20 protein-coding genes are annotated in these 20698 nt (G+C 43.1%); 10 read left to right on the top strand and 10 right to left on the bottom strand.

The genetic code is table 11. The features are described from left to right. Window positions 1-13: 13 nt before the first annotated feature. The 5 genes from QWZ13_RS10920 to mnmA form a co-directional block, all read right to left on the bottom strand. On the bottom strand, window positions 14-622 hold the full coding sequence (locus QWZ13_RS10920; protein ID WP_290281798.1) for a lytic transglycosylase domain-containing protein: 609 nt from the start codon (window positions 620-622) through the stop codon (window positions 14-16). Next, window positions 606-1739, bottom strand: a complete 1134-nt coding sequence (locus tag QWZ13_RS10925) for a cupin domain-containing protein (protein WP_290281799.1) — start codon at window positions 1737-1739, stop codon at window positions 606-608. The genes QWZ13_RS10920 and QWZ13_RS10925 overlap by 17 nt, the downstream gene beginning before the upstream one ends. Window positions 1740-1858: 119 nt before the next feature. Continuing rightward, entirely contained in the window at window positions 1859-3226 is a 1368-nt protein-coding gene (gene purB / locus QWZ13_RS10930; RefSeq protein ID WP_290283339.1) for an adenylosuccinate lyase, read from the bottom strand. Window positions 3227-3294: 68 nt separating this feature from the next. Beyond that, the gene (hflD, locus tag QWZ13_RS10935) at window positions 3295-3921 is read right to left on the bottom strand and encodes a high frequency lysogenization protein HflD (protein WP_290281800.1); all 627 of its coding nucleotides are present in this window, start codon (window positions 3919-3921) and stop codon (window positions 3295-3297) included. A 54-nt stretch (window positions 3922-3975) separates the two neighbouring features. Continuing rightward, window positions 3976-5070, bottom strand: a complete 1095-nt coding sequence (gene mnmA / locus QWZ13_RS10940) for a tRNA 2-thiouridine(34) synthase MnmA (protein WP_377362096.1) — start codon at window positions 5068-5070, stop codon at window positions 3976-3978. 216 nt (window positions 5071-5286) lie between these two features. Between mnmA and fabV the strand changes: the two genes are divergently transcribed. After that, complete coding sequence (gene fabV, locus QWZ13_RS10945; protein ID WP_290281802.1) at window positions 5287-6465, top strand: enoyl-ACP reductase FabV; 1179 nt, start codon at window positions 5287-5289, stop codon at window positions 6463-6465. Here fabV and QWZ13_RS10950 read toward each other — a convergent pair. Further along, window positions 6368-7084, bottom strand: a complete 717-nt coding sequence (locus tag QWZ13_RS10950) for a pseudouridine synthase (RefSeq protein WP_290281804.1) — start codon at window positions 7082-7084, stop codon at window positions 6368-6370. The two genes, fabV and QWZ13_RS10950, sit on opposite strands and share 98 nt — an antisense overlap. A gap of 183 nt (window positions 7085-7267) precedes the next feature. On the opposite strand from QWZ13_RS10950, the gene QWZ13_RS10955 reads away from it, so the two are divergent. After that, the gene (locus QWZ13_RS10955; RefSeq protein WP_290281805.1) at window positions 7268-9499 is read left to right on the top strand and encodes an NADP-dependent isocitrate dehydrogenase; all 2232 of its coding nucleotides are present in this window, start codon (window positions 7268-7270) and stop codon (window positions 9497-9499) included. 56 nt (window positions 9500-9555) lie between these two features. On the opposite strand, the gene cspD is transcribed toward QWZ13_RS10955, so the two are convergent. Continuing rightward, complete coding sequence (gene cspD, locus QWZ13_RS10960) at window positions 9556-9819, bottom strand: cold shock domain-containing protein CspD (protein ID WP_290283340.1); 264 nt, start codon at window positions 9817-9819, stop codon at window positions 9556-9558. On the opposite strand from cspD, the gene QWZ13_RS10965 reads away from it, so the two are divergent. The 3 genes from QWZ13_RS10965 to clpA all read left to right on the top strand — a co-directional run bounded on the left by QWZ13_RS10965 (window position 9751) and on the right by clpA (window position 12793). Continuing rightward, a complete protein-coding gene (locus tag QWZ13_RS10965; RefSeq protein WP_290283444.1) occupies window positions 9751-9936 on the top strand; it encodes a hypothetical protein in 186 nt (61 codons plus the stop codon). The genes cspD and QWZ13_RS10965 overlap by 69 nt on opposite strands. A gap of 161 nt (window positions 9937-10097) precedes the next feature. Next, on the top strand, window positions 10098-10499 hold the full coding sequence (gene clpS, locus QWZ13_RS10970) for an ATP-dependent Clp protease adapter ClpS (protein ID WP_290281806.1): 402 nt from the start codon (window positions 10098-10100) through the stop codon (window positions 10497-10499). A gap of 26 nt (window positions 10500-10525) precedes the next feature. Continuing rightward, on the top strand, window positions 10526-12793 hold the full coding sequence (gene clpA, locus QWZ13_RS10975; protein ID WP_290281807.1) for an ATP-dependent Clp protease ATP-binding subunit ClpA: 2268 nt from the start codon (window positions 10526-10528) through the stop codon (window positions 12791-12793). A 64-nt stretch (window positions 12794-12857) separates the two neighbouring features. On the opposite strand, the gene infA is transcribed toward clpA, so the two are convergent. The 3 genes from infA to aat form a co-directional block, all read right to left on the bottom strand. Next, window positions 12858-13076 (bottom strand): translation initiation factor IF-1, encoded by a 219-nt coding sequence (gene infA / locus QWZ13_RS10980; protein WP_215999621.1) that lies wholly within the window; start codon window positions 13074-13076, stop codon window positions 12858-12860. A gap of 93 nt (window positions 13077-13169) precedes the next feature. After that, window positions 13170-13904 (bottom strand): arginyltransferase, encoded by a 735-nt coding sequence (locus QWZ13_RS10985; RefSeq protein ID WP_290281808.1) that lies wholly within the window; start codon window positions 13902-13904, stop codon window positions 13170-13172. Continuing rightward, window positions 13901-14626 (bottom strand): leucyl/phenylalanyl-tRNA--protein transferase, encoded by a 726-nt coding sequence (aat, locus tag QWZ13_RS10990; protein ID WP_290281809.1) that lies wholly within the window; start codon window positions 14624-14626, stop codon window positions 13901-13903. The genes QWZ13_RS10985 and aat overlap by 4 nt, the downstream gene beginning before the upstream one ends. Before the next feature lie 77 nt (window positions 14627-14703). Here aat and QWZ13_RS10995 point away from each other — a divergent pair, with 77 nt between their 5' ends. The 5 genes from QWZ13_RS10995 to serS are packed head-to-tail and all read left to right on the top strand — an operon-like array spanning window position 14704 to window position 20675. Next, a complete protein-coding gene (locus QWZ13_RS10995; RefSeq protein WP_435407004.1) occupies window positions 14704-17022 on the top strand; it encodes a DNA translocase FtsK in 2319 nt (772 codons plus the stop codon). A gap of 9 nt (window positions 17023-17031) precedes the next feature. After that, a complete protein-coding gene (gene lolA / locus QWZ13_RS11000) occupies window positions 17032-17652 on the top strand; it encodes an outer membrane lipoprotein periplasmic chaperone LolA (protein WP_290281810.1) in 621 nt (206 codons plus the stop codon). Beyond that, window positions 17652-18974, top strand: a complete 1323-nt coding sequence (locus tag QWZ13_RS11005) for a replication-associated recombination protein A (protein WP_290281811.1) — start codon at window positions 17652-17654, stop codon at window positions 18972-18974. Before lolA ends, QWZ13_RS11005 begins: the two co-directional genes overlap by 1 nt. Next, on the top strand, window positions 18971-19366 hold the full coding sequence (gene crcB, locus QWZ13_RS11010; protein ID WP_290281812.1) for a fluoride efflux transporter CrcB: 396 nt from the start codon (window positions 18971-18973) through the stop codon (window positions 19364-19366). Before QWZ13_RS11005 ends, crcB begins: the two co-directional genes overlap by 4 nt. A 19-nt stretch (window positions 19367-19385) precedes the next feature. Beyond that, complete coding sequence (gene serS, locus QWZ13_RS11015) at window positions 19386-20675, top strand: serine--tRNA ligase (protein WP_290281813.1); 1290 nt, start codon at window positions 19386-19388, stop codon at window positions 20673-20675. The last annotated feature ends 23 nt before the right edge of the window (window positions 20676-20698 follow it).

The raw sequence follows: 20698 nt of genomic DNA on the forward strand, positions 1-20698 counted from the left end.
ATATAGAGTGCCGCTATCGCGTCGCTAGTTTTTGATACTGGTTGTAGTATCCCACCACTTTAGCAACGTAATTTTGAGTTTCTGGGAAGGGTGGAATACCCTTATACCGTCTGACAGCGCCTTCCCCTGCGTTGTAGGCCGCTAAAGCCAGTCGAGTATTGTTGTACTTTCGAAGCAAGTACCGAAGGTGCTTTGTTCCTGCATAGATATTTTCTTTTGGATCATAGATATTTTTAACATTGTAAATCGCTGCGGTAGAGGGCATTAATTGCATTAACCCAATTGCGCCTTTGTGAGATTTAGCTTGAATGTTAAATGCCGATTCTTGTTTGATGACAGCCTTTATAAGCTCTGAGTCTATACCGTATAAGTAGGCTGCATTGTTAATGTGCTTTTCAATGAGAGCTCTATTCTTTTCATTATCTTGATAGCGTAACGCAGTACCAGCTGTGTTCGCATTTAACCGGTTATTTTCAAGTTCGTAACCTGTTAGATTTATCGGTCGATCGGTTACTATGCGTTCGCCAGTGGGTGATATATAAATGAATAGATTGCTGGCAAATAAGCAAGGAGCCGCAAGAACAGCGGCTATTGCGATACTAAATTCAAATATCTTCTTCAAAGTAAAAAGCTCCCAAATTAACGAGAGTGCAAAAAACACTCGGTAAATGCTTGTCTTTGGTGGCCAATACTGTGCTGTATTCAAATGCTTGGCTGCTATCTATTATTTGACTCACCAGTGCAGGGCAAGGTTCAAGCTCATTGCCATCGACCAGTAAGCGGTTTTCGTAGTAAGCAAAACGGCTAGCTGAGTTTTTTATGAGTGCGTGTGATTGCCAGTGCTCCATAAATCGATCAAAATTCCAATCACCACTGTTTACCGCCGTATCATCGTATTTAGGTTCGGTCATGTATTGGCCGAGCCAGTTAGAAATCAGTGATTTATCGTTACTGATTTCTCTAATAATTGACTGGATTCTTTGTATATCCGATTCTTTAATTTCACTTGAGGCGCTTTGTCTATTCTCGATTCCAGCGTCACTGTAACGTTGAAAATCGTTTAAGTGGTCGGATAAAAAATGGCCAAAATCTATCATGACTTCGGCTTTTGAAGGCGCCCTAAAGCCAACAGAATAAGTAATGCTATTCTCTACTGAAGTGCCCCAGTGTGCCAGAGCCGGAGGAAGATAAAGCATATCGCCTGGCTCTAACACCCAGGACTCCTGTTCTTCAAATGTAGATAGAACTTTGACAGGTAAATTTTCAATTAATTCACTTTCATCGTTACATAATTGTCCGATCTTCCATTCACGTCGGCCTTCACCTTGAATAAGAAAGACATCGTATTGATCAAAGTGAGGTCCAACGCCACCACCTTTCGTTGCAAAGCTCACCATAATGTCGTCAATACGCCATGAAGGTAAAAAAGAGAAGGCGTTGCGCAAAGACTCCATGTCATCATCCCAGTGGTCTACCGCTTGAACCAACAGCGTCCAGTCTTCTTCCCCTAAATTGGACCATATATCATCATCAAAAGGACCATTCTTCAGTGACCATTTCTCGCTGGCTCGATCCAAGCTGATGATTCGAGACTCAACCTTCGGCTCTGTCGCTAACCCTGCTAAATCATCACCCGACAATAAAGTTTCGGCTTCTGGTAACGCCCCGCGAATAAGCACAGGGCATTGTTGCCAATAGTTTTTAAGAAAGTCGTCAATATCGAAATTTTGCAATGTCACGATGAATGCCTATTCAATAGATTAAGTTAATATTAGCAGTCTTTGAGTACTTGTGCGGATAGAGCGAAAAGAAGTGAGTTCCCCTGCGCTAGGCTAACGCCTACGCAGAGGTTAAACGGTTAAATGCGTTTCGCTTGATCGATGGCGTTGCCGATGTATGACGCGGGGGTCATAGCTAAAAGATCTTTTTTAGCTTGCTCAGGAAGATCTAATTGATTAACAAAATCTATCATCATGTCTTTTGTAATAGCTTTGCCGCGCGTAAACGCTTTAAGTTTCTCATAGGGTTCTTCTATATTGTAGCGTCGCATTACGGTTTGGATGGCCTCTGCCATCACTTCCCAAGCGTTATCCAAGTCTTGAGCAAGGCGCTGTTCGTTCACCTGTAGCTTGCTAATGCCCTTAAGGGTGGCTTGGTAAGCTATTAAGCTGTGTGCTAAGCCTACGCCCATTGTTCGCAATACTGTGGAGTCGGTAAGGTCTCGTTGCCATCTAGAGATGGGCAGTTTAGCACCTAAATGCTGCATAACGGCATTAGCAATGCCTAGGTTACCTTCTGAGTTTTCAAAGTCGATTGGGTTAACCTTATGCGGCATTGTTGAGCTGCCAACTTCACCCGCAATGGTTTTTTGCTTAAAGTAACCTTGAGAGATATAGCCCCAAATGTCCCGGTCGAAATCTATAACAATGGTGTTGAATCGAGCGATAGCATCATAAAGCTCAGCAATGTAATCGTGAGGCTCAATTTGGGTAGTATACGGATTCCAATGTAGGCCTAAAGATTCAATAAATAGGTTGGCGTTGGATTCCCAATCAATTTCAGGGTAGGTGGCTAAATGTGCATTATAGTTTCCGACCGCGCCATTTATTTTGCCAAGATACTCAATAGCTTCAATGTGCTTAATTTGGCGGTCTAATCGATACGCTACGTTAGCAAACTCTTTGCCGACGGTTGTCGGAGAAGCCGTTTGCCCATGAGTTCGCGAGAGCATTGGAATGTGAGCAAGCTCCCGAGCGACAGTTTTAATCGCTGAAGATACTTCGCGCAACTGCGGTAAAACCACTGTTTTCATGCCATTTGCTAGCATAAGCGCATGAGATAAATTATTGATGTCTTCCGAAGTACAAGCAAAATGAACAAACTCTTGATGTTCTTTCAGCTCATCGTGCGCGGCAAGTTTATCTTTTAGAAAATACTCTACGGCTTTTACATCATGGTTGGTTGTACTCTCGATGTCTTTTATCGACTGAGCATCATTTTCTGAAAAGTTTTCGATGATTGAGTCTAAATATTGATTGGCCTCTGCGCTAAAGGCGGGGAGTTCGGTAATGCTCGGGTGGTTTGAAAGCTGTTGAAGCCAACGTACTTCCACTTCTACTCGGTATCGAATTAAGCCGAATTCACTGAAATATTGTCTAAGTGAAGCCGTTTTGTTGCCATACCGCCCATCAATAGGAGATATTGCCGTTAGTGCAGAGAGTTCCATCATTTAGTTTGCCTTGCGAAGGTAAATGTAGACTTTAAAAGCGCGGCGATTATACCGAAAATTATGAATTAGGCCAGTTGAGAAAGGGCGTTAACAGCACGTTGTAATCTTGCTCGGCTGGTTAAGAAATGCCATCTTCGTCCACCAGAGTGTCGCCATAATAGCGCGCATCGAACGCCATAAAGCAATAAGGTTCGAACTTGATCGGCTACTTTAGAGTCTTTTAGGTGGTTTGGGTTGCCGGTAACACGGATTCGAAAATTTAACTTGCTTACACTGTTTTGGTAGCAAGAGGCCGTCGATGCAAGAATAGACTCATGCAAATAATCATTAAAGTAAGCTTGCTGGTCTACCGCTCTGTCTAAACCATTGGCTAATTCAGACATAAGTTCTTTACGTTTAGAGAGCTTTCCTTGAACGGTCACAATAGACATGGCGTATTGAAGTACTTCTTTGTTAATGCCTTGGCCGTTTTTAGACAGAGCATTGTTCAATTGCTCAGACCCATTTTGAAATAGGGCATAGTCAGGAAACAGTTCTTCATAAGAGCCTGGGTTTAAAGTCAAAATTGTTTTAACGGCATGTTCGAGAAGGTCCTTATTGATTTGACCGTCTTTTGCGATTTTGTCGACTAAATAAGCTGCTTGAAAGACACCTGACAATGCAAGCGCTTGGTGTTTGTCGTTTGTTGACATCTAATTAACAATCCTCAGTTATTATTTTACAGCGATGAGCAGCGATACATGATATTACTTCCAGGTAGCTTCTATAACACCACCGCCTAAGCATACCTCGCCGTCGTAAAAAACGGCCGATTGACCCGCTGTAATCGCTCTTTGCGGTTCTTCAAAGTCGACTTGAAATTGACCATTTTCTAACTTAGACAGAGTGCAAGCCTGATCCGGCTGTCTGTAGCGATGTTTACAAACAACAGTTATAGGCAGTTTAGGTTCTTTTTCATCTACCCAGTAGATATTAGAAAGGCTTAAATGGTTGGTAAAGAGGCTTTCATTGTCTGTTCCTTGAACAACAATGAGGCGATTATTCTCTAAATCTTTAGCGCTGACAAACCAAGGCGCTTCGCCGTATTTTGTACCGCCGATGCCTAAGCCTTGTCGCTGCCCAATGGTGTAGTACATAAGCCCTTGGTGCTGCCCAATAACATCGCCCGATTCAGTTTGAATGTCGCCAGGTTGTGCCGGAATATATTGTTTCAAAAAATCGCTGAATCGTCGCTCGCCAATGAAGCATATCCCGGTGCTGTCTTTCTTTTTTGCAGTCGCCAATTGATACTTCTCTGCGATGGCCCTGACCGCAGGCTTTTCGAGTTCACCAACAGGGAAGAGCGTTTTCTCTAATTGGGAATGACCGACAGCATGCAGAAAATACGATTGATCTTTGTTGTTGTCTAGGCCTCTTAAAAGCTGCGCTCTACCGTCTACCGTGTGGGTTCTTGTGTAATGCCCAGTGGCTATTTTATCTGCACCCAGCGCCATCGCGTAATCTAAAAATGCTTTAAATTTTATTTCACGATTGCACAGAATATCGGGGTTCGGAGTTCGGCCCGCTTTGTACTCTTCTAGGAAGTGTTCAAAAACATTATCCCAATATTCAGAAGCAAAATTTGCCGTATGCAAGTGAATGCCGAGTTTATCCGATACCGCTTGAGCATCGGCTAAGTCTTCCTTAGCTGTACAATACTCGGTACCATCGTCTTCATCCCAGTTTTTCATGAATAAACCTTCCACTTGATAACCTGCCTCCAGCAATAATGCCGCAGTAACGGACGAATCGACTCCGCCAGACATACCGACAATAACTTTGGTGGATGCGTTTAAGCTCATACAATAAGGCTCCAAGTGAAGTGAAATATTCGATTAAGTTTGGTTAAATGGGTCTTGAACTTCAGACTTCAAGCGATTTTATCACAGCATTCACAAGTCTTTTGCAATTGATGAGTGAATATTTGAATTTAACTCCTTTAAACTAGTGTTCAGAACACAGTAAACTCATTTCTTAAGCATTAAGAAATATTGACCCATAGAAAACAGGATTTCCATATGATCATTAAGCCTAAAGTTCGCGGATTTATCTGCACGACAGCTCACCCACAGGGATGTGCTGAAAATGTTAAAGAGCAAATCGCTTACGTTGAGCAACATAAATCTGGCAAAGAAGGGCCGAAAAACGTGTTGGTCATTGGTTGCTCAAATGGTTATGGCTTAGCATCTCGAATTACCAGTGCTTTTGGGTTCGGTGCAAATACCTTAGGGGTTATGTTCGAAAAAGAGCCTACTGAACGGCGCGCTGCCTCAGCCGGTTGGTATAATACCCGAGCGTTTGAAATAGCCGCACAAGAAAAAGGGTTGTTTGCAAAGTCACTTAATGCTGACGCCTTTTCGAATGAAGCAAAAGAAAGCGTGATCGCTGAAATTAAAGAAAATATGGGGCAAGTCGACCTTGTTGTTTATTCTTTGGGCGCTCCTCGGCGTAAAGACCCTAACTCAGGCGAAGTTTACTCTTCAACCTTGAAGCCGATCGGAGAAGCCGTAACTCGTAAGAATCTCAATACTGATACAAGAGTCGTATCTGACCTCACTCTAGAGCCAGCTTCCGAAGAAGAAATTGCCAATACCGTTAAAGTGATGGGCGGTGAAGACTGGGAGATGTGGATGGACGCTCTGGCACAAGCTGATGTTCTTGCACCGGGCGTGATAACAACTTCTTATACCTATATTGGTCGCGAACTAACTTGGCCAATTTATGGCGGAGCAACCATTGGTAAAGCAAAAGAAGATTTAGATCGAGCGGCAAAAGCCATCTCTAAAAAACTAGAAGCAGAAAAGGGCGGTAAGGCCTATGTTTCTGTTTTGAAAGCGCTTGTTACTCAGTCTAGCTCGGCCATTCCTGTTATGCCGTTGTATATTTCAGCGCTTTATAAAGTTATGAAGGAGAATGGCACCCACGAAGGCTGTATTGAGCAGATTTTCGGGCTGCTGGATGATCAGCTCTACGGTCAGAGTGAATTGAATTTAGACGATGTTGGTCGAATTCGAATGGAAGACAACGAGCTGAAAGATGATGTGCAACAAAAAGTTGCCGAAATATGGGCTCAAGTAAATACGGAGAATCTTGACGAAATTACCGATTTTTCGGGTTATCAGGCTGAGTTTTTCCGTTTGTTCGGCTTTGGTTTTGATTCGGTCGACTACGATGCCGACGTTGATCCGGTCGTTTAGGTGGCTTTTTAGACGTGAAAGCAGTCTTAGGGCTGCTTTTTTTAGCTTTCCACTTTATACCGTTATCTGATAATAATTGTTTGTCGATTATTCGACTTTCGCCGGGCTTTAGGTCATCCAATCTCAATTTACCTATCGAAAAGCGAACTAACCTGAGCGTTGGGTGCCCAACTGCTGCAGTCATTCTTCTAACTTGCCTGTTTTTACCTTCTGTAATGGTAAGTTTGATCCAAGAGGTGGGTATATTTTTTCGCTCACGAATCGGTGGATTACGCTCCCAAAGCCAAATTGGCTCATCTACAATCATAGCTTCGCAAGGCTTTGTTATGCCATCTTTAAGCTCTAAACCGCTTTGTAGTTGAAGGAGACTCTCGTCTGAGGGTAGTCCTTCTACTTGCGCATAGTAGGTTTTAGGGACTTTATGTTTTGGATCCATCATGGCGTGCGTTAGTGCACCGTCGTCAGTCAGCAACAGTAAACCTTCAGAATCATAATCGAGTCTACCAGCGCTGTAGATGCCGGGCGTTGAGATGTACTTTGCTAGCGTCTCTCGGCCTTCAGAGTCGGTAAATTGGGTCAGCACTTGGAAAGGTTTGTTAAGCAGTAAATATGTCGGCACGCCGGTCTCTTTTTATGGGAAATCATGAACGTATACGGAAAAGTAATGCAAATATCATACTTCAGTTGAATTACTTTCAATTGAACAACTGATATAATGCGTCGCGAAAATTATAAGCGTTCTTAGCGTAAGCATCCAGATGACACCTACTCTGGAGCGAAAAATACAACCACAGGAAGTTTTATGACTGATAATAAAGCCAAAATTATTTATACCCAAACCGATGAAGCGCCAGCGCTAGCGACTTATTCGTTATTGCCTATCGTAGAAGCGTTCACTAAAGCGGCCGGGGTAGAAGTAGAGACGCGCGATATTTCATTAGCGGGTCGAGTTATTGCTAATTTTCCAGAGTTCCTTACGGAATCACAGCGAATTGGCGATGCTCTTACAGAGTTGGGCGCATTAGCTAAAGAGCCCGATGCTAACATTATCAAGTTGCCTAACATCAGCGCGTCGATGCCACAGTTAATTGCTTGCATAAAAGAGCTTCAAGCAAAAGGTTATGCATTACCTGATTACCCGAGCGACCCTCAAACGGATGAAGAAAAAGACATCCAGGCTCGTTACGACAAAATTAAAGGCAGTGCAGTAAACCCAGTTTTGCGTGAAGGTAACTCAGATCGACGTGCGCCAGGTTCTGTGAAGCAATATGCACGTAATAATCCGCACAGCATGGGTGCATGGGATAAAAACTCTAAAACTCATGTTTCTAGCATGACAGATGGTGATTTTTACAGCAACGAAAAAGCGACAACTTTAGCCTCTGATACTCAAGTAAATATTGAATTTCACGGTGCAGATAACAGCGTTAAAACGCTAAAAGAAGGTTTAAACCTAATAGCTAAAGAAGTCATCGATTGTTCAGTGATGAAAGCAGGCGCTTTACAGTCGTTTATTGCTGAGCAAATTGCAGATGCAAAAGCGAAAGATGTGCTGTTCTCTTTACATATGAAAGCCACCATGATGAAAGTCAGCGACCCAATTATATTTGGTCATGCGGTTTCTGTATTCTATAAAGATGTTTTTGAGAAGCACGCAGACACCATTAATGAATTAGGTGTTGATGTTAACAACGGTATTGGCGATCTTTATAAAAAGATCGAATCTTTACCTGAAGCAAAGCAGGCTGAAATAAAAGCCGATATTGAAGCTGTTTATGCAAATTCGCCAGAAATGGCCATGGTTGACTCAGACAATGGTATTACCAACTTACATGTACCGAGTGATGTAATTATCGATGCTTCAATGCCTGCGATGATTCGTACGTCGGGCCGTATGTGGGGGCCTGATGGTCAGCCAAAAGATACTAAAGCTGTAATCCCTGACCGCTCTTATGCGGGTGTTTATCAAGCCACCATAGATTTCTGTAAAGAAAACGGCGCTTTTGATCCTCGTACCATGGGTACTGTACCGAACGTCGGTCTTATGGCTCAAAAAGCTGAAGAATACGGTTCTCATGATAAAACGTTCGAAATGGAAGCCGCCGGAACCGTAAAGGTTGTAGACACAGATGGTTCAGTTTTACTAGAGCAACCTGTAGAAGCAGGCGATATTTTCCGTATGTGCCAGGTGAAAGATGCTCCAATTCAAGATTGGGTGAAGCTAGCCGTTTCGCGCGCAAAAGACACAGGATGGCCAGCAGTTTTCTGGTTAGACGCTAACCGAGCGCACGACGCAGAACTTATAGCGAAAGTTGAGGCGTACTTAAAAGATCATGATACGCAAGGCTTAGATATTCAGATAATGGCGCCTGTTGCTGCCACTGAGTATACTCTTAAGCGTATGAAGGCAGGTGAAAACACTATTTCTGTAACGGGTAACGTATTGCGTGATTACCTTACAGACTTGTTCCCAATTTTAGAGTTGGGTACCTCTGCAAAGATGCTCTCAATTGTACCATTGATGAATGGCGGTGGCTTGTTTGAAACTGGCGCAGGCGGTTCTGCACCTAAGCACGTTCAGCAATTTGCTAAAGAAAATCACCTTCGTTGGGATTCGTTAGGCGAGTTTTTGGCCTTAGCGGTTTCTCTGGAGCATTTAGGTAAAACCTTCAGCAATGAAAAAGCGCTTATTTTAGGCAAAACGCTGGATGCAGCCACGGCTAAGTTCCTAGAAGAAAATAAGAGCCCTTCACGTAAAGTGAAAGAAATTGATAACCGTGGAAGTCACTTCTATTTGGCAACGTATTGGGCGCAGCAATTAGCCGCGCAAACAGAAGATGCTGAGCTTGCGAAGCAATTCGCTGTGGTTGCCGAAACGTTGGTTTCTCAAGAAGATGAGATCATGGAAGAGCTTAATAGTGTTCAAGGTTTGCCAGTTGATATGGATGGATATTACCAGCCAAATGCTGAGTTAGTCTCGAAAGCTATGCGGCCAAGCAAAACCCTAAACTCTGCATTGGAGTTAATTAAGTAGAGTTTTTAGCTTTAAAAAAAAGCCCGGCTATTGCCGGGCTTTTTTATATAATTTGGTCAAGAAGGCTCTTTAACTTCCTCGGCAGGTACATGCGCTGTTTCAGTGCTTTGCTCAGCGCCGATTAGCTGAATATTTACAGCGTGAATTCCTCGGTCTGATTTCACTGTTTCAAACTCGACATCTTGTCCAGCTTTAAGCGTTTTATAACCTTCCATTTGGATAGTCGAAAAATGAGCAAATAAATCTTCTTTATGCTCATCGCAGACGATGAAACCAAACCCTTTGGCATTATTGAACCATTTTACTTTCCCTACTGGCATAGCGGACCCCTTACGATACTGAATGTAAAAGTCACTGCCGACATCGTACAACTACAACCGAATCGTCAACAAACTTCGTTAGTTAACCGCGATTTAACTGAACACCCGTTCAGTTAGTGAGCGATTAATTTAAGAAACCTTATACAATACCGTTGAAAGTTTGAAGTCAACCCCAATTTAACGACTTATGACGGAGTACACGTTACAATTGTAGATTGGATCAAAATAATGCTGTTTTAATTGAATGGCTCGGTTTCTTTAGCTAGGTTTACTAAACAATGTTCAAAAATAGAAAGACAATGAATTCAGCAACGGTACAGCCTTCTGGCCTAGAATTTGTAACAAAGTTATCAGGTGACAATAATCCATCATTTGATGATGAGGGCTCAATCGCTGTGCAGCATTCTGAGCCTGAAACCAAACAACCGTCACTTTATCGGGTTGTTTTACTAAATGACGACTATACTCCAATGGAGTTTGTGGTATTAATTCTCGAACAGTTCTTCCAAATGAATCGAGAAAAAGCCACTCAAGTTATGTTAGCCGTACATACTCAAGGCAAAGGTGTATGTGGGGTCTATACTAAAGACATTGCCGAAACAAAAGCAGCTCTTGTTAATGATTTTGCGCGTGAAAGCCAGCACCCGCTGCTGTGTGAGGTTGAACGCTTAGACGACTAAGCAATCGTTGAGGAAAGGTGATTACCATGTTAAGTAAAGATTTAGAGTTGACCCTCAACAGTGCCTTTAAAGAGGCACGTGCAAAACGTCATGAATTTATGACGGTTGAGCACCTGCTGCTTGCGCTGTTAGATAATCATGCTGCAGCAGATGTGTTAAGTGCTTGTGCTGCAGATATACCGCAATTAAGGCGAGATTTAGTTGAATTTATAGATTCAACGACGCCGCTGATTCCTAAAGAAGATGAAGAGCGGGAAACTCAGCCAACCCTGGGCTTTCAACGTGTATTGCAGCGTGCTGTTTTTCATGTGCAGTCATCGGGCAAAAAAGAAGTAACCGGGGCCAATGTATTAGTGGCTATTTTTAGCGAGCAAGAGAGTCAAGCGGTTTACTTTTTGAAACAGCAAAGTGTGTCTCGCATTGATGTCGTTAATTACATTGCTCATGGTATTAGTAAAGTTCAATCAGATGAAATGGGCAGCCAAGACTTTAATACCGAGCAGCAAGGCGAAGAGGGCGGCGCTGAAGGCTCAGCTAACCCTCTGGATAGTTTTGCCTCGAACCTGAATGAAGTGGCCGCCAGCGGGCGTATCGATCCTCTGGTCGGGCGCGACTATGAAGTGGATCGTGTCGTTCAAATTTTATCACGCCGCCGTAAAAACAACCCATTATTAGTTGGTGAAACCGGTGTCGGTAAAACGGCCATAGCGGAAGGCTTGGCCAAACGAATTATTGATAAAGATGTGCCCGACATAATGCTCGATGCGCAAGTTTACTCTCTCGATTTAGGCGCTCTGCTTGCAGGCACTAAATACCGTGGAGATTTCGAAAAGCGATTAAAAGCGTTATTGGCCGAATTGAAAAAACGAGAAAAGTCGATTCTGTTTATCGATGAAATTCACACCATTATTGGAGCTGGCGCTGCCTCCGGTGGGGTTATGGATGCCTCCAATTTACTAAAGCCCATGTTAAGTTCCGGAGAGCTCCGTTGTATGGGCTCTACAACTTACCAAGAATTTAGAGGTGTTTTTGAGAAAGATTCGGCATTGGCTCGTCGCTTTCAAAAAATAGACGTTAATGAACCTTCTGTCGTTGAAACCTATAAAATTTTAAAGGGTTTGAAATCTCGTTTTGAAGATCACCATCACTTACGTTACACCGATGGAGCATTGAGAGCGGCCGCTGAATTAGCCGACAGGTACATAACTGATCGTCACTTGCCAGATAAGGCGATTGATGTCATTGATGAAGCCGGCGCAGCAGAGCGATTAAAGTCTGTTAGTAAGCGTAAAAAATCGATTGGCGTCGTCGATGTTGAGAAGGTCGTTGCTTCTATAGCTCGCATACCAGCCAAATCAGTGAATAAAGACGATAAAACAATGCTGTCGAATTTAGAGCGCAATTTAAAAATGACAGTATTCGGCCAAGATGATGCAATTGAAAACATATCAGCGGCGATAAAACTTTCTAGAGCTGGGTTAAAGTCGGTCGATAAACCTATTGGCTCTTTCTTGTTTTCTGGCCCGACCGGTGTCGGTAAAACCGAAGTGACGAAGCAATTGGCTGAATCTCTTGGAATTGAACTGATTCGTTTTGATATGTCTGAGTATATGGAGCGCCACACTGCGTCTCGTTTGATTGGTGCGCCTCCAGGGTATGTTGGATTCGACCAGGGTGGACTATTAACCGACGGAGTAAATAGGCATCCACACTGTGTGCTGTTACTCGATGAGATCGAAAAAGCGCATCCAGATGTTTTTAACTTACTGCTTCAAATTATGGATCACGGCACGTTAACCGACAGTAACGGTCGTAAGACTGATTTTAGGAATGTGATTTTAATCCTAACCAGTAACGCGGGCGCTCAAGAAATGGGTCGTCGCTCGGTAGGTTTCACAACTCAAGATAACAGCACCGATGGAATGGAAGTTATCAATCGAACGTTCACACCTGAGTTTAGAAACCGTTTAGACGGCATTGTGCAGTTTAAACCGCTTACACAAGATGTAGTGCTCAGTGTGGTTGATAAGTTCTTGGTTGAGTTGCAGGCTCAGTTAGACGATAAACGTGTGCAGCTTGATATTGATCAGAGTGCCCGCGATTGGTTGGCCGTTGAAGGGTATGACCCTGCAATGGGCGCGCGTCCAATGGCTCGCTTGATTCAAGAGAAAATTAAGCGTCCACTGGCTGATCTCATTTTGTTCGGCTCGTTAGCGCAAGGTGGAACAGCTAAGATTACCATTGTAGATGGTGAGCTCAGCTTGATTTGCGAAGACGAACTAACGGAAGCTTAACGGCTTTCGTTTAAACACAAAAAAAGCACCTTTTCGGTGCTTTTTTTTGGGTTTGCAGAAGAGACTAGCGAGCGCGGTAAACAATGCGGCCTTTTGTTAGGTCGTAAGGTGTTAATTCAACCTTAACTTTGTCTCCAGTTAAAATACGAATATAGTTTTTACGCATTTTACCGGATATATGAGCCGTAACAACGTGCCCATTCTCTAATTTAACGCGGAACATAGTATTTGGAAGGGTGTCTAAGATTTCACCTTCCATTTCAATTACATCTTCTTTTGCCATATTGCCCTTTGCAGACCTTTGATAATTTAGGAACGGCGCGAATTCTGCCTGAAAAACCTCCAATTAGCAAAAATTTATTGCAAATAAACTAGGTTAAAGGCTAATTGAATCAATAGATTGCCACTTTTTGTCTTTTAAAAGCTCAATGGGTTGGTACTTTGTTTTGTATTCCATTTTTTGGCAACCCTCTACCCAATAGCCAAGGTACAAATAGGGTAGATTATTCATTTTAGTCACTTCTATTTGAGCCAAGATACTGAACGTACCAAGTGAACGCTTATCGTAGTCTGGGTCGAAGAAGGTATAGAGAGCTGAAAGTCCACTGGGAATTTTATCGGTCACGGCAACAGAGATCAGCTTTTCTCCCTCGAATAGTCTAATTTGAAAGGAAATATCAGGTCGACAAGTTAAAAAGTCAGTGTAGCTCTCAGGATTGGTAGGATACATGTCACCGTCTTTATGGCGAATATTGATGTATTTTTCAAAAAGATCGTAGTCTTCTTGCCTAAATTCCGATGGGGCGATTTTAACGTTTAAATCTCTATTTTTATTAAATATACGTCGCTGTTGTTTGCTCATATTAAATTGAGCCACAGGAATTCGCGTTGCGATACAAGCCGAACATGTGCCGCAATCTGGGCGATATAGGTGCTGACCACTGCGACGAAAGCCTGAATGAGTTAATTCTTCATACAGTTGCTCAGAAAAATTATGTGCCGGGTCAACAAAAATGGTCCGTGAGAGTTGGTCGGGCAAGTAGCTGCATTTATGTTCGCCAGTGCGATATAGGGCAATTGTATCGCCCGTTGATTGAGTTGAATTGCTCATGGCGTAGTAAAGGCTCTATTTAGGTAATCGGTTAAGTTGACAACATTGTTGAACGGCAGTTTTACGCGAGCACTGGGCAATTGCCGTTCGAAAACGTCACGTTCAATTAAGTTAGCGCCCATACTGGCTAAATACGGGTTGTAAAGTTGGCAATCAATCATTGTTAAGCCGTGTTGCTTACCCCATTCACTGAGTGCAATAAACGCGTATTTCGAAGCGTTAGACGTTAATGAAAACATGCTTTCACCATAAAAAACAGATTCAATCGCCACTCCGTATAAGCCGCCTACGAGCCTTTCTTGTTGAAAAACCTCAATAGAATGCGCCCAGCCTTCTTTATGTAAATCTACGTAAGCGTTTCTCATTTCCTCGATGATCCAAGTACTATCTGATGTAGAGCGTGGCTTGGAACATTGGTTTATTACATCAGCAAAGCACTGGTTGACTTTAATTTCAAGCGACTGAGTGCGAAAATGCTTTCTTAGCGAACGAGAAATATGAGCCTGTCCGGGTGTTAAAACCATGCGTGGGGAAGGAGACCACCATAAAATCGGCTCTCCGTCACAATACCAGGGGAAAATTCCCTTAGAATAGGCACTTAATAGCCATTCAACGGACAATTGCCCGCCAGCGGCTAAAAGCCCATCCGGCTCTGTGAGTGCGAGTGAAGTGTCTGGAAAATTAGGCGCTTGTTCAGCTTGTAGCCAGCTTAGTTGTGGCATAAAAAGGTCACTAATTCAAAGAGTTAGTGGTATCTTATAGTCTAATTTCACAGTTACAACATCAGAAAGGGGACCTTTTGTCCGAACGTTTTAATTCTTATAAATCAGATGGCCGCTTAGGCGAAATGAAAACTCGCTTTATACACGATGCTATGTGGATACTTTCGTTAGCATTCGGGTTGTTTTTGCTGCTTGCTTTATTAAGCCATAATCCTTCTGACAATGGTTGGGCTTATGCGTCCTCTCAAGCTCAAACTACAAATTTGGCCGGTGAAGCCGGTGCCTGGGTGTCGTCTTTTCTGATTACCTTGTTTGGAGCCTTCAGTTATGGTTTGCCTGCCATTGCATTTTATCGGGCTTGGTGTGTGTTTCGCGATCGCAAAAATCCAGAACCATGGAATCCACTCATATTATGTTTAAGAGCGGTTGGCTGGGTTGTATTTGTTATTGTCAGTTGTGCCTTGTTAACAGTGCATGTTGGCAGCGCTACAGAAGGCAGTGCGGGCGGGTATTTAGGCATTACGTTTTCAGAATGGTTTTTCCCATTATTTGGTTTAACTGGCAGTACCTTAATTTTGCTATTGATTGGTTTTTTATCGCTAACCCTCGCGGCACACATCTCATGGTTGCAAGTAGTTGATGGCATTGGTAAGCGAGTATTTGATGCAGGTCTTTGGTTAAAAGAAAGATGGCAGAAACGCCTAAAATTAGCCTCAGAGCAGGCCGAAGTTAAGCGGGTAGTCACCCAAAGAAAACAAAATTTAGAAGTTCAATTAGAGAAGCAATCTAAACGCAAGCCGCCGCAAATAAAGCCGCTAAAGAAAAAGACAGTACATAAAAGTGAGCGCAGTGTAAAAGAGCAACAAAAATCGTTGTTCGACGATTCAATCCCATCTGGAAGTCTTCCAGAGCTAAATCTGCTCACCAGCTCTGAAGGAGATCCGACGCACGGCTACAGTGCAGAAGCGCTAGAGGCGATGTCGCGTTTACTTGAAATAAAATTAAAAGACTTTGGCGTATCTGCTGAAGTAACTGAGGTAGCGCCAGGCCCTGTAATTACTCGATTCGAAATTCAGCCTGCACCTGGTATTAAAGTCTCTAAAATAACCAATCTAGCCAAAGATCTGGCTCGGTCAATGGCCATTGTCAGTGTGCGTGTTGTTGAGATTATCCCAGGCAAAACAACCGTTGGTATCGAAATTCCGAACGAACAGCGCGCCATTGTGCGTTTAAATGATGTACTCGCATCAGATTTGTACGATAAAGCTAAAAGTCCGCTCACATTAGGGCTGGGGCATGATATATCAGGTTCTCCTGTAGTAGCTGATTTGGGCAAAATGCCGCATTTATTGGTTGCAGGTACTACAGGTTCGGGCAAATCCGTCGGGGTTAACTCTATGCTTTGCAGCTTGCTATTCAAAGCAACACCTGAAGAAGTACGGTTAATTTTAGTCGATCCCAAAATGTTGGAACTGTCAGTCTATGAAGGCATACCACATCTACTGACGCCCGTTATTACTGATATGAAAGAAGCCGCAGCCGGATTGCGTTGGTGTGTTGCTGAAATGGAGCGCCGATATCAGCTTATGGCCGCTGTAGGCGTTCGAAATATTGGAGGCTTTAATAAAAAGGTAACTGAGGCGGCAAGAAACGGTGAGCCTATTATTGATCCGCTTTACGATCCACTCCAGTCATTAGAGCCGGGTGCGCCAGCACCAGAGCTTGAGGCGCTGCCATATATTGTCGTCGTGATTGATGAGTTTGCCGACATGATGATGATTGTTGGTAAAAAAGTTGAGGAGTTAATCGCACGATTAGCCCAAAAAGCGCGTGCCGCGGGCGTTCATTTAATCCTGGCAACACAACGTCCTTCGGTTGATGTGATTACTGGATTAATTAAGGCAAACATACCAACCCGAATAGCCTTTCAGGTATCGAGCCGAATCGATTCTCGAACCATTCTAGATCAGGGTGGAGCAGAGCAGCTGCTTGGCCATGGTGATATGTTGTATATGCCACCAGGCACCAGCTTACCTGAACGTATTCACGGTGCGTTTGTTGATGATGATGAAGTTCACGCCATTGTTGCTGAGTGGAAGCGTCGAGGTGAGCCAAATTATTTAGAAGAGATTACCCAAGCAGGCGATACCGAAATTCCTGGCGTTCCAAATTTTGAAGACAGTGACAACCCTGAATCGGATGCCTTGTTTGATGAGGCCATTGCTTTCGTAACTCAAACTCGAAAAGCTTCGATTTCTTCTGTTCAGCGAAAGCTAAGAATTGGTTATAACCGAGCAGCGAGACTTGTCGAAGCAATGGAAAATGCCGGTGTAGTCAGTGCTCCTGGTCATAACGGTGCACGCGAAGTTCTCGCGCCACCTCCGCCACCTATGTAAAGGATTCAAATGAGACTTTTATCAGTAATATTTACCTGTTTAATCACAATGCAATATAGTTTCGCCGACAGTTTAGCTAAAAATAATTTAATTTCACGGCTACAGCAGACGGATACTCTGCGAGCCAACTTTATTCAACGGACCTTACAAGCAAATAAACAAGTTATTGAAGAATCGACTGGTCTACTAACTGTTTCCAGACCTATGAAGTTTTTTTGGGAGGTACTAGAGCCAGCTCCCCAACAAATTATTTCTAATGGTGAAACTTTGTGGGTTTACGACCCTGATTTAGAACAGGCTACTTACCAAGCTGTAAATGAACAGCTTATGCAATCACCAGCCATGATACTTGCACAGCCAAACACAACCCTTACTGAGCAATATGAAGTGTTAGAGGCTGGCGATGATACTTTTACTGCCTATAAACTTTATCCTTTGGATGAGTCCGCTTTGATTTCGGAACTGACCATTCTTTATAAAGAAGGTGTGATAGCAGAGATTCGAATCTTAGATGAACTCGATCAACAAACATTGATCATTTTTAGCGATGTAGACGTCAATGTTGCCGTAAGCGATGTTTTTTTCGAGTTTAAAGCACCAGAAGGCACGGACTTGTTTGAGCAAATGTAATGCAAGATTTATTTAGTGAGCCAACTGAAGGTTACCGTCCACTAGCCGAAATTTTACGTCCAAGTGATATTTCAGGTTATGTCGGTCAAGAGCATATATTAGCGAATGGCAAGCCGTTACGAAAAGCGCTGGATCAAAAAAATATTCACTCGATGATTTTTTGGGGGCCTCCTGGCGTAGGTAAAACCACCCTTGCTCGAATACTCTCGTCCGCAGTCGACGCTCATTTTGAAACATTATCGGCTGTACAAGCGGGTGTAAAAGATATCAAGATTGCCGCCGAAAAGGCCAAACAAGCCAAGCTTCGAGGCGATAACAGCATTTTGTTTATAGACGAAATTCATCGTTTTAATAAGTCTCAGCAAGATGCTTTATTGCCTTATGTAGAAGATGGTACTTTTATTTTTGTTGGAGCAACCACCGAAAATCCAAGCTTTGAATTAAATTCAGCGCTTCTCTCAAGGGCCAGAGTGTATGTATTAAAAGCATTGTCCCATGAGAACTTTATTGATTTATGGCAAAAGGCCAAGGCACAAGACTCAAGGGTTAATCAATTAGATTTAAACGATGAGGCATTAGCTCAGCTGATTCATTATGCCGATGGCGACGCACGCCGATTTTTGAATATGATTGAAATAGCGCTAGATTTCTTTACCGAAGGCCAATCGGTTAACGCAACCAACATCGCAGAGCTCTTGCAAGCACAACCAAGAAAGTTTGATAAAGGTGGCGAGCAATTTTACGATCAAATTTCAGCCTTTCATAAAAGTGTTCGCGGCTCTTCAACAGATGGAGCACTGTATTGGCTATGTAGAATGCTCGATGGTGGTATTGATCCTATTTACCTAGCCAGAAGAATGGTTCGAATTGCTTCAGAAGACATCGGTAACGCCGATCCCAGAGCACTCACATTGGCTCTCAATGCATGGGATACTCAAACACGGCTAGGATCACCTGAAGGTGAGTTAACCTTAGCTCAATGTGCGATATACTTAGCCAGTGCACCTAAGTCGAATGCCGTTTATAAGGCGTTTAATGAAATGAATGCATTGATCAAGTCACAACCAAGTTTTGACGTTCCTTTGCATCTTCGAAACGCACCCACAGCCTTAATGAAAGATCTCGATTATGGCACTGAGTATCGCTATGCTCATGACGAACCTGATGCTTATGCAGCTGGAGAAACCTATTTGCCTTCGGAGTTAGGCCGATTAAATTTGTATCAACCGGTTTCAAGAGGTCTAGAAATAAAAATTGCACGAAAACTAGAGCATCTGCAGAAGCTAGATGAAGATGCTGCTTCACGAAAGGACTCTAAATGACCTATATGAATATTTGGCATTGGCTCATCATAGGGCTTGGAGGTGGCGTTGGTGCAATGGGGCGATTTGCCCTAACTACTTACATTAATCGTCTACACGGTAGTTTATACCCGTGGGGAACCTTTGTTGTGAATGCGCTAGGTTGTTTTATAATGGGCTTGGCTTTTGTGTTCTTCACTTTAAAATACCCGAACCTTCCTATTGGATGGCGAGGATTCGTATTAGTCGGCTTGTTAGGGGCTTTTACGACGTTTTCAAGTTTCGCGCTTGAAGGCTTAACGTTGCTACAGCAACATCAATATACCTTAGCGTTGCTCTACATGATCGCTTCGGTCATTATTTGTATCATTGCGGTGGCCATCGGGTTTGGCGCCGGGAAATTAATTTTTTAACTGTAAGGATAAGTACTAAATGCTGGATATAAAGCAGCTCAGACTCGATATAGACACTATAGCGACCCAATTAAAAGTTAAAGGTTATACCTTGCCAGTTGAAGCTTTTCAGTCGCTTGAATCGAGTCGTAAATCCCTACAGATTGAAACAGAGCAGTTACAAGCCGAGCGTAAAAAAGCCTCTAAAGCTATTGGTGAATACGTACGTCAAGGCATGAGCGCCGATGAAGCTAAAGCTAAAGTTCAAGAAACGTTAGATGGTATTGCCGCTACATTAAGCACTAAAGAAGCTGAATTAAAAGAAATTCAAAGCAAAATTGATGACATTTTATACAGTATTCCAAACATTCCTGACGCATCTGTGCCAGAAGGCAAAGATGAGGAAGATAATGTAGAAGTCGCAAAGTGGGGCGATCCTAAACAATTCGACTTTGAGGTAAAAGATCACGTAGATGTGGGTGCATCTTTAGGAGGGTTAGATTTTGAAACCGCCGCTAAACTAACCGGAAGTCGTTTTGCGGTCATGCGCGGTCCTGTCGCTAAACTGCACCGAGCGTTGACACAATTTATGCTGGATGTCCAAACAGAAGAGCATGGCTATGCTGAAACAGCTGTACCATTTATGGTGAACAAGGATTCCTTGTTTGGCACTGGGCAACTGCCAAAATTTGGTGAAGACCTGTTTAAGCTTGATTTTGAGCAAGAATATTATCTCATTCCAACGGCAGAAGTGCCCTTAACAAACACTGTGCGAGGCGACATATTAGAGCCTAAAGAGCTGCCCATTAAAATGGTGGCACATACGCCTTGTTTTCGATCTGAAGCGGGTTCTTATGGCCGAGATGTTCGTGGAATGATTCGTCAGCATCAATTTGAAAAAGTTGAGTTAGTTCAAATTGTTGAGCCTTCTAAGTCTTTTGAGGCATTAGAAGAGCTAACAGGCCACGCTGAAGCTATTTTGCAAAAGTTAGAGCTGCCTTACCGTAAAGTGGTACTTTGTGGCGGCGATATCAGTATAGGCGCGGCGAAAACTTACGATTTAGAGGTTTGGCTTCCGGCTCAAAATACTTATCGTGAAATATCTTCATGCTCTAATATGACTGATTATCAAGCTCGACGCATGCAAGCGAGGTTCCGTAATCCAGAAACGAAGAAAACAGAACTTGTTCATACGTTAAACGGGTCTGGATTAGCCGTAGGGCGCACCTTAGTGGCGATTTTAGAGAACTATCAAACTGCAGATGGCTTGATTGTTCCTGACGCTTTACGAAACTATATGGGCGGGAAAGAATTCATCCCGAACGCATAAATATCCCAGAAAGGCTGAGTTGA

Source organism: Reinekea marina (assembly GCF_030409715.1).
Taxonomy (GTDB): Bacteria; Pseudomonadota; Gammaproteobacteria; order Pseudomonadales; family Natronospirillaceae; genus Reinekea; species Reinekea marina.

Excerpts from the sequence above, each read along its gene's own strand:
- purB (WP_290283339.1), bottom strand. The coding sequence starts at position 3,226 with ATGGAACTCTCTGCACTAACGGCAATATCTCCTATTGATGGGCGGTAT.
- hflD (WP_290281800.1), bottom strand. The coding sequence starts at position 3,921 with ATGTCAACAAACGACAAACACCAAGCGCTTGCATTGTCAGGTGTCTTT.
- mnmA (WP_377362096.1), bottom strand. The coding sequence starts at position 5,070 with ATGAGCTTAAACGCATCCACCAAAGTTATTGTCGGTATGTCTGGCGGA.
- fabV (WP_290281802.1), top strand. The coding sequence starts at position 5,287 with ATGATCATTAAGCCTAAAGTTCGCGGATTTATCTGCACGACAGCTCAC.
- QWZ13_RS10955 (WP_290281805.1), top strand. The coding sequence starts at position 7,268 with ATGACTGATAATAAAGCCAAAATTATTTATACCCAAACCGATGAAGCG.
- QWZ13_RS10965 (WP_290283444.1), top strand. The coding sequence starts at position 9,751 with ATGCTCATCGCAGACGATGAAACCAAACCCTTTGGCATTATTGAACCA.
- cspD (WP_290283340.1), bottom strand. The coding sequence starts at position 9,819 with ATGCCAGTAGGGAAAGTAAAATGGTTCAATAATGCCAAAGGGTTTGGT.
- clpS (WP_290281806.1), top strand. The coding sequence starts at position 10,098 with ATGTTCAAAAATAGAAAGACAATGAATTCAGCAACGGTACAGCCTTCT.
- clpA (WP_290281807.1), top strand. The coding sequence starts at position 10,526 with ATGTTAAGTAAAGATTTAGAGTTGACCCTCAACAGTGCCTTTAAAGAG.
- infA (WP_215999621.1), bottom strand. The coding sequence starts at position 13,076 with ATGGCAAAAGAAGATGTAATTGAAATGGAAGGTGAAATCTTAGACACC.
- QWZ13_RS10985 (WP_290281808.1), bottom strand. The coding sequence starts at position 13,904 with ATGAGCAATTCAACTCAATCAACGGGCGATACAATTGCCCTATATCGC.
- aat (WP_290281809.1), bottom strand. The coding sequence starts at position 14,626 with ATGCCACAACTAAGCTGGCTACAAGCTGAACAAGCGCCTAATTTTCCA.
- lolA (WP_290281810.1), top strand. The coding sequence starts at position 17,032 with ATGAGACTTTTATCAGTAATATTTACCTGTTTAATCACAATGCAATAT.
- QWZ13_RS11005 (WP_290281811.1), top strand. The coding sequence starts at position 17,652 with ATGCAAGATTTATTTAGTGAGCCAACTGAAGGTTACCGTCCACTAGCC.
- crcB (WP_290281812.1), top strand. The coding sequence starts at position 18,971 with ATGACCTATATGAATATTTGGCATTGGCTCATCATAGGGCTTGGAGGT.
- serS (WP_290281813.1), top strand. The coding sequence starts at position 19,386 with ATGCTGGATATAAAGCAGCTCAGACTCGATATAGACACTATAGCGACC.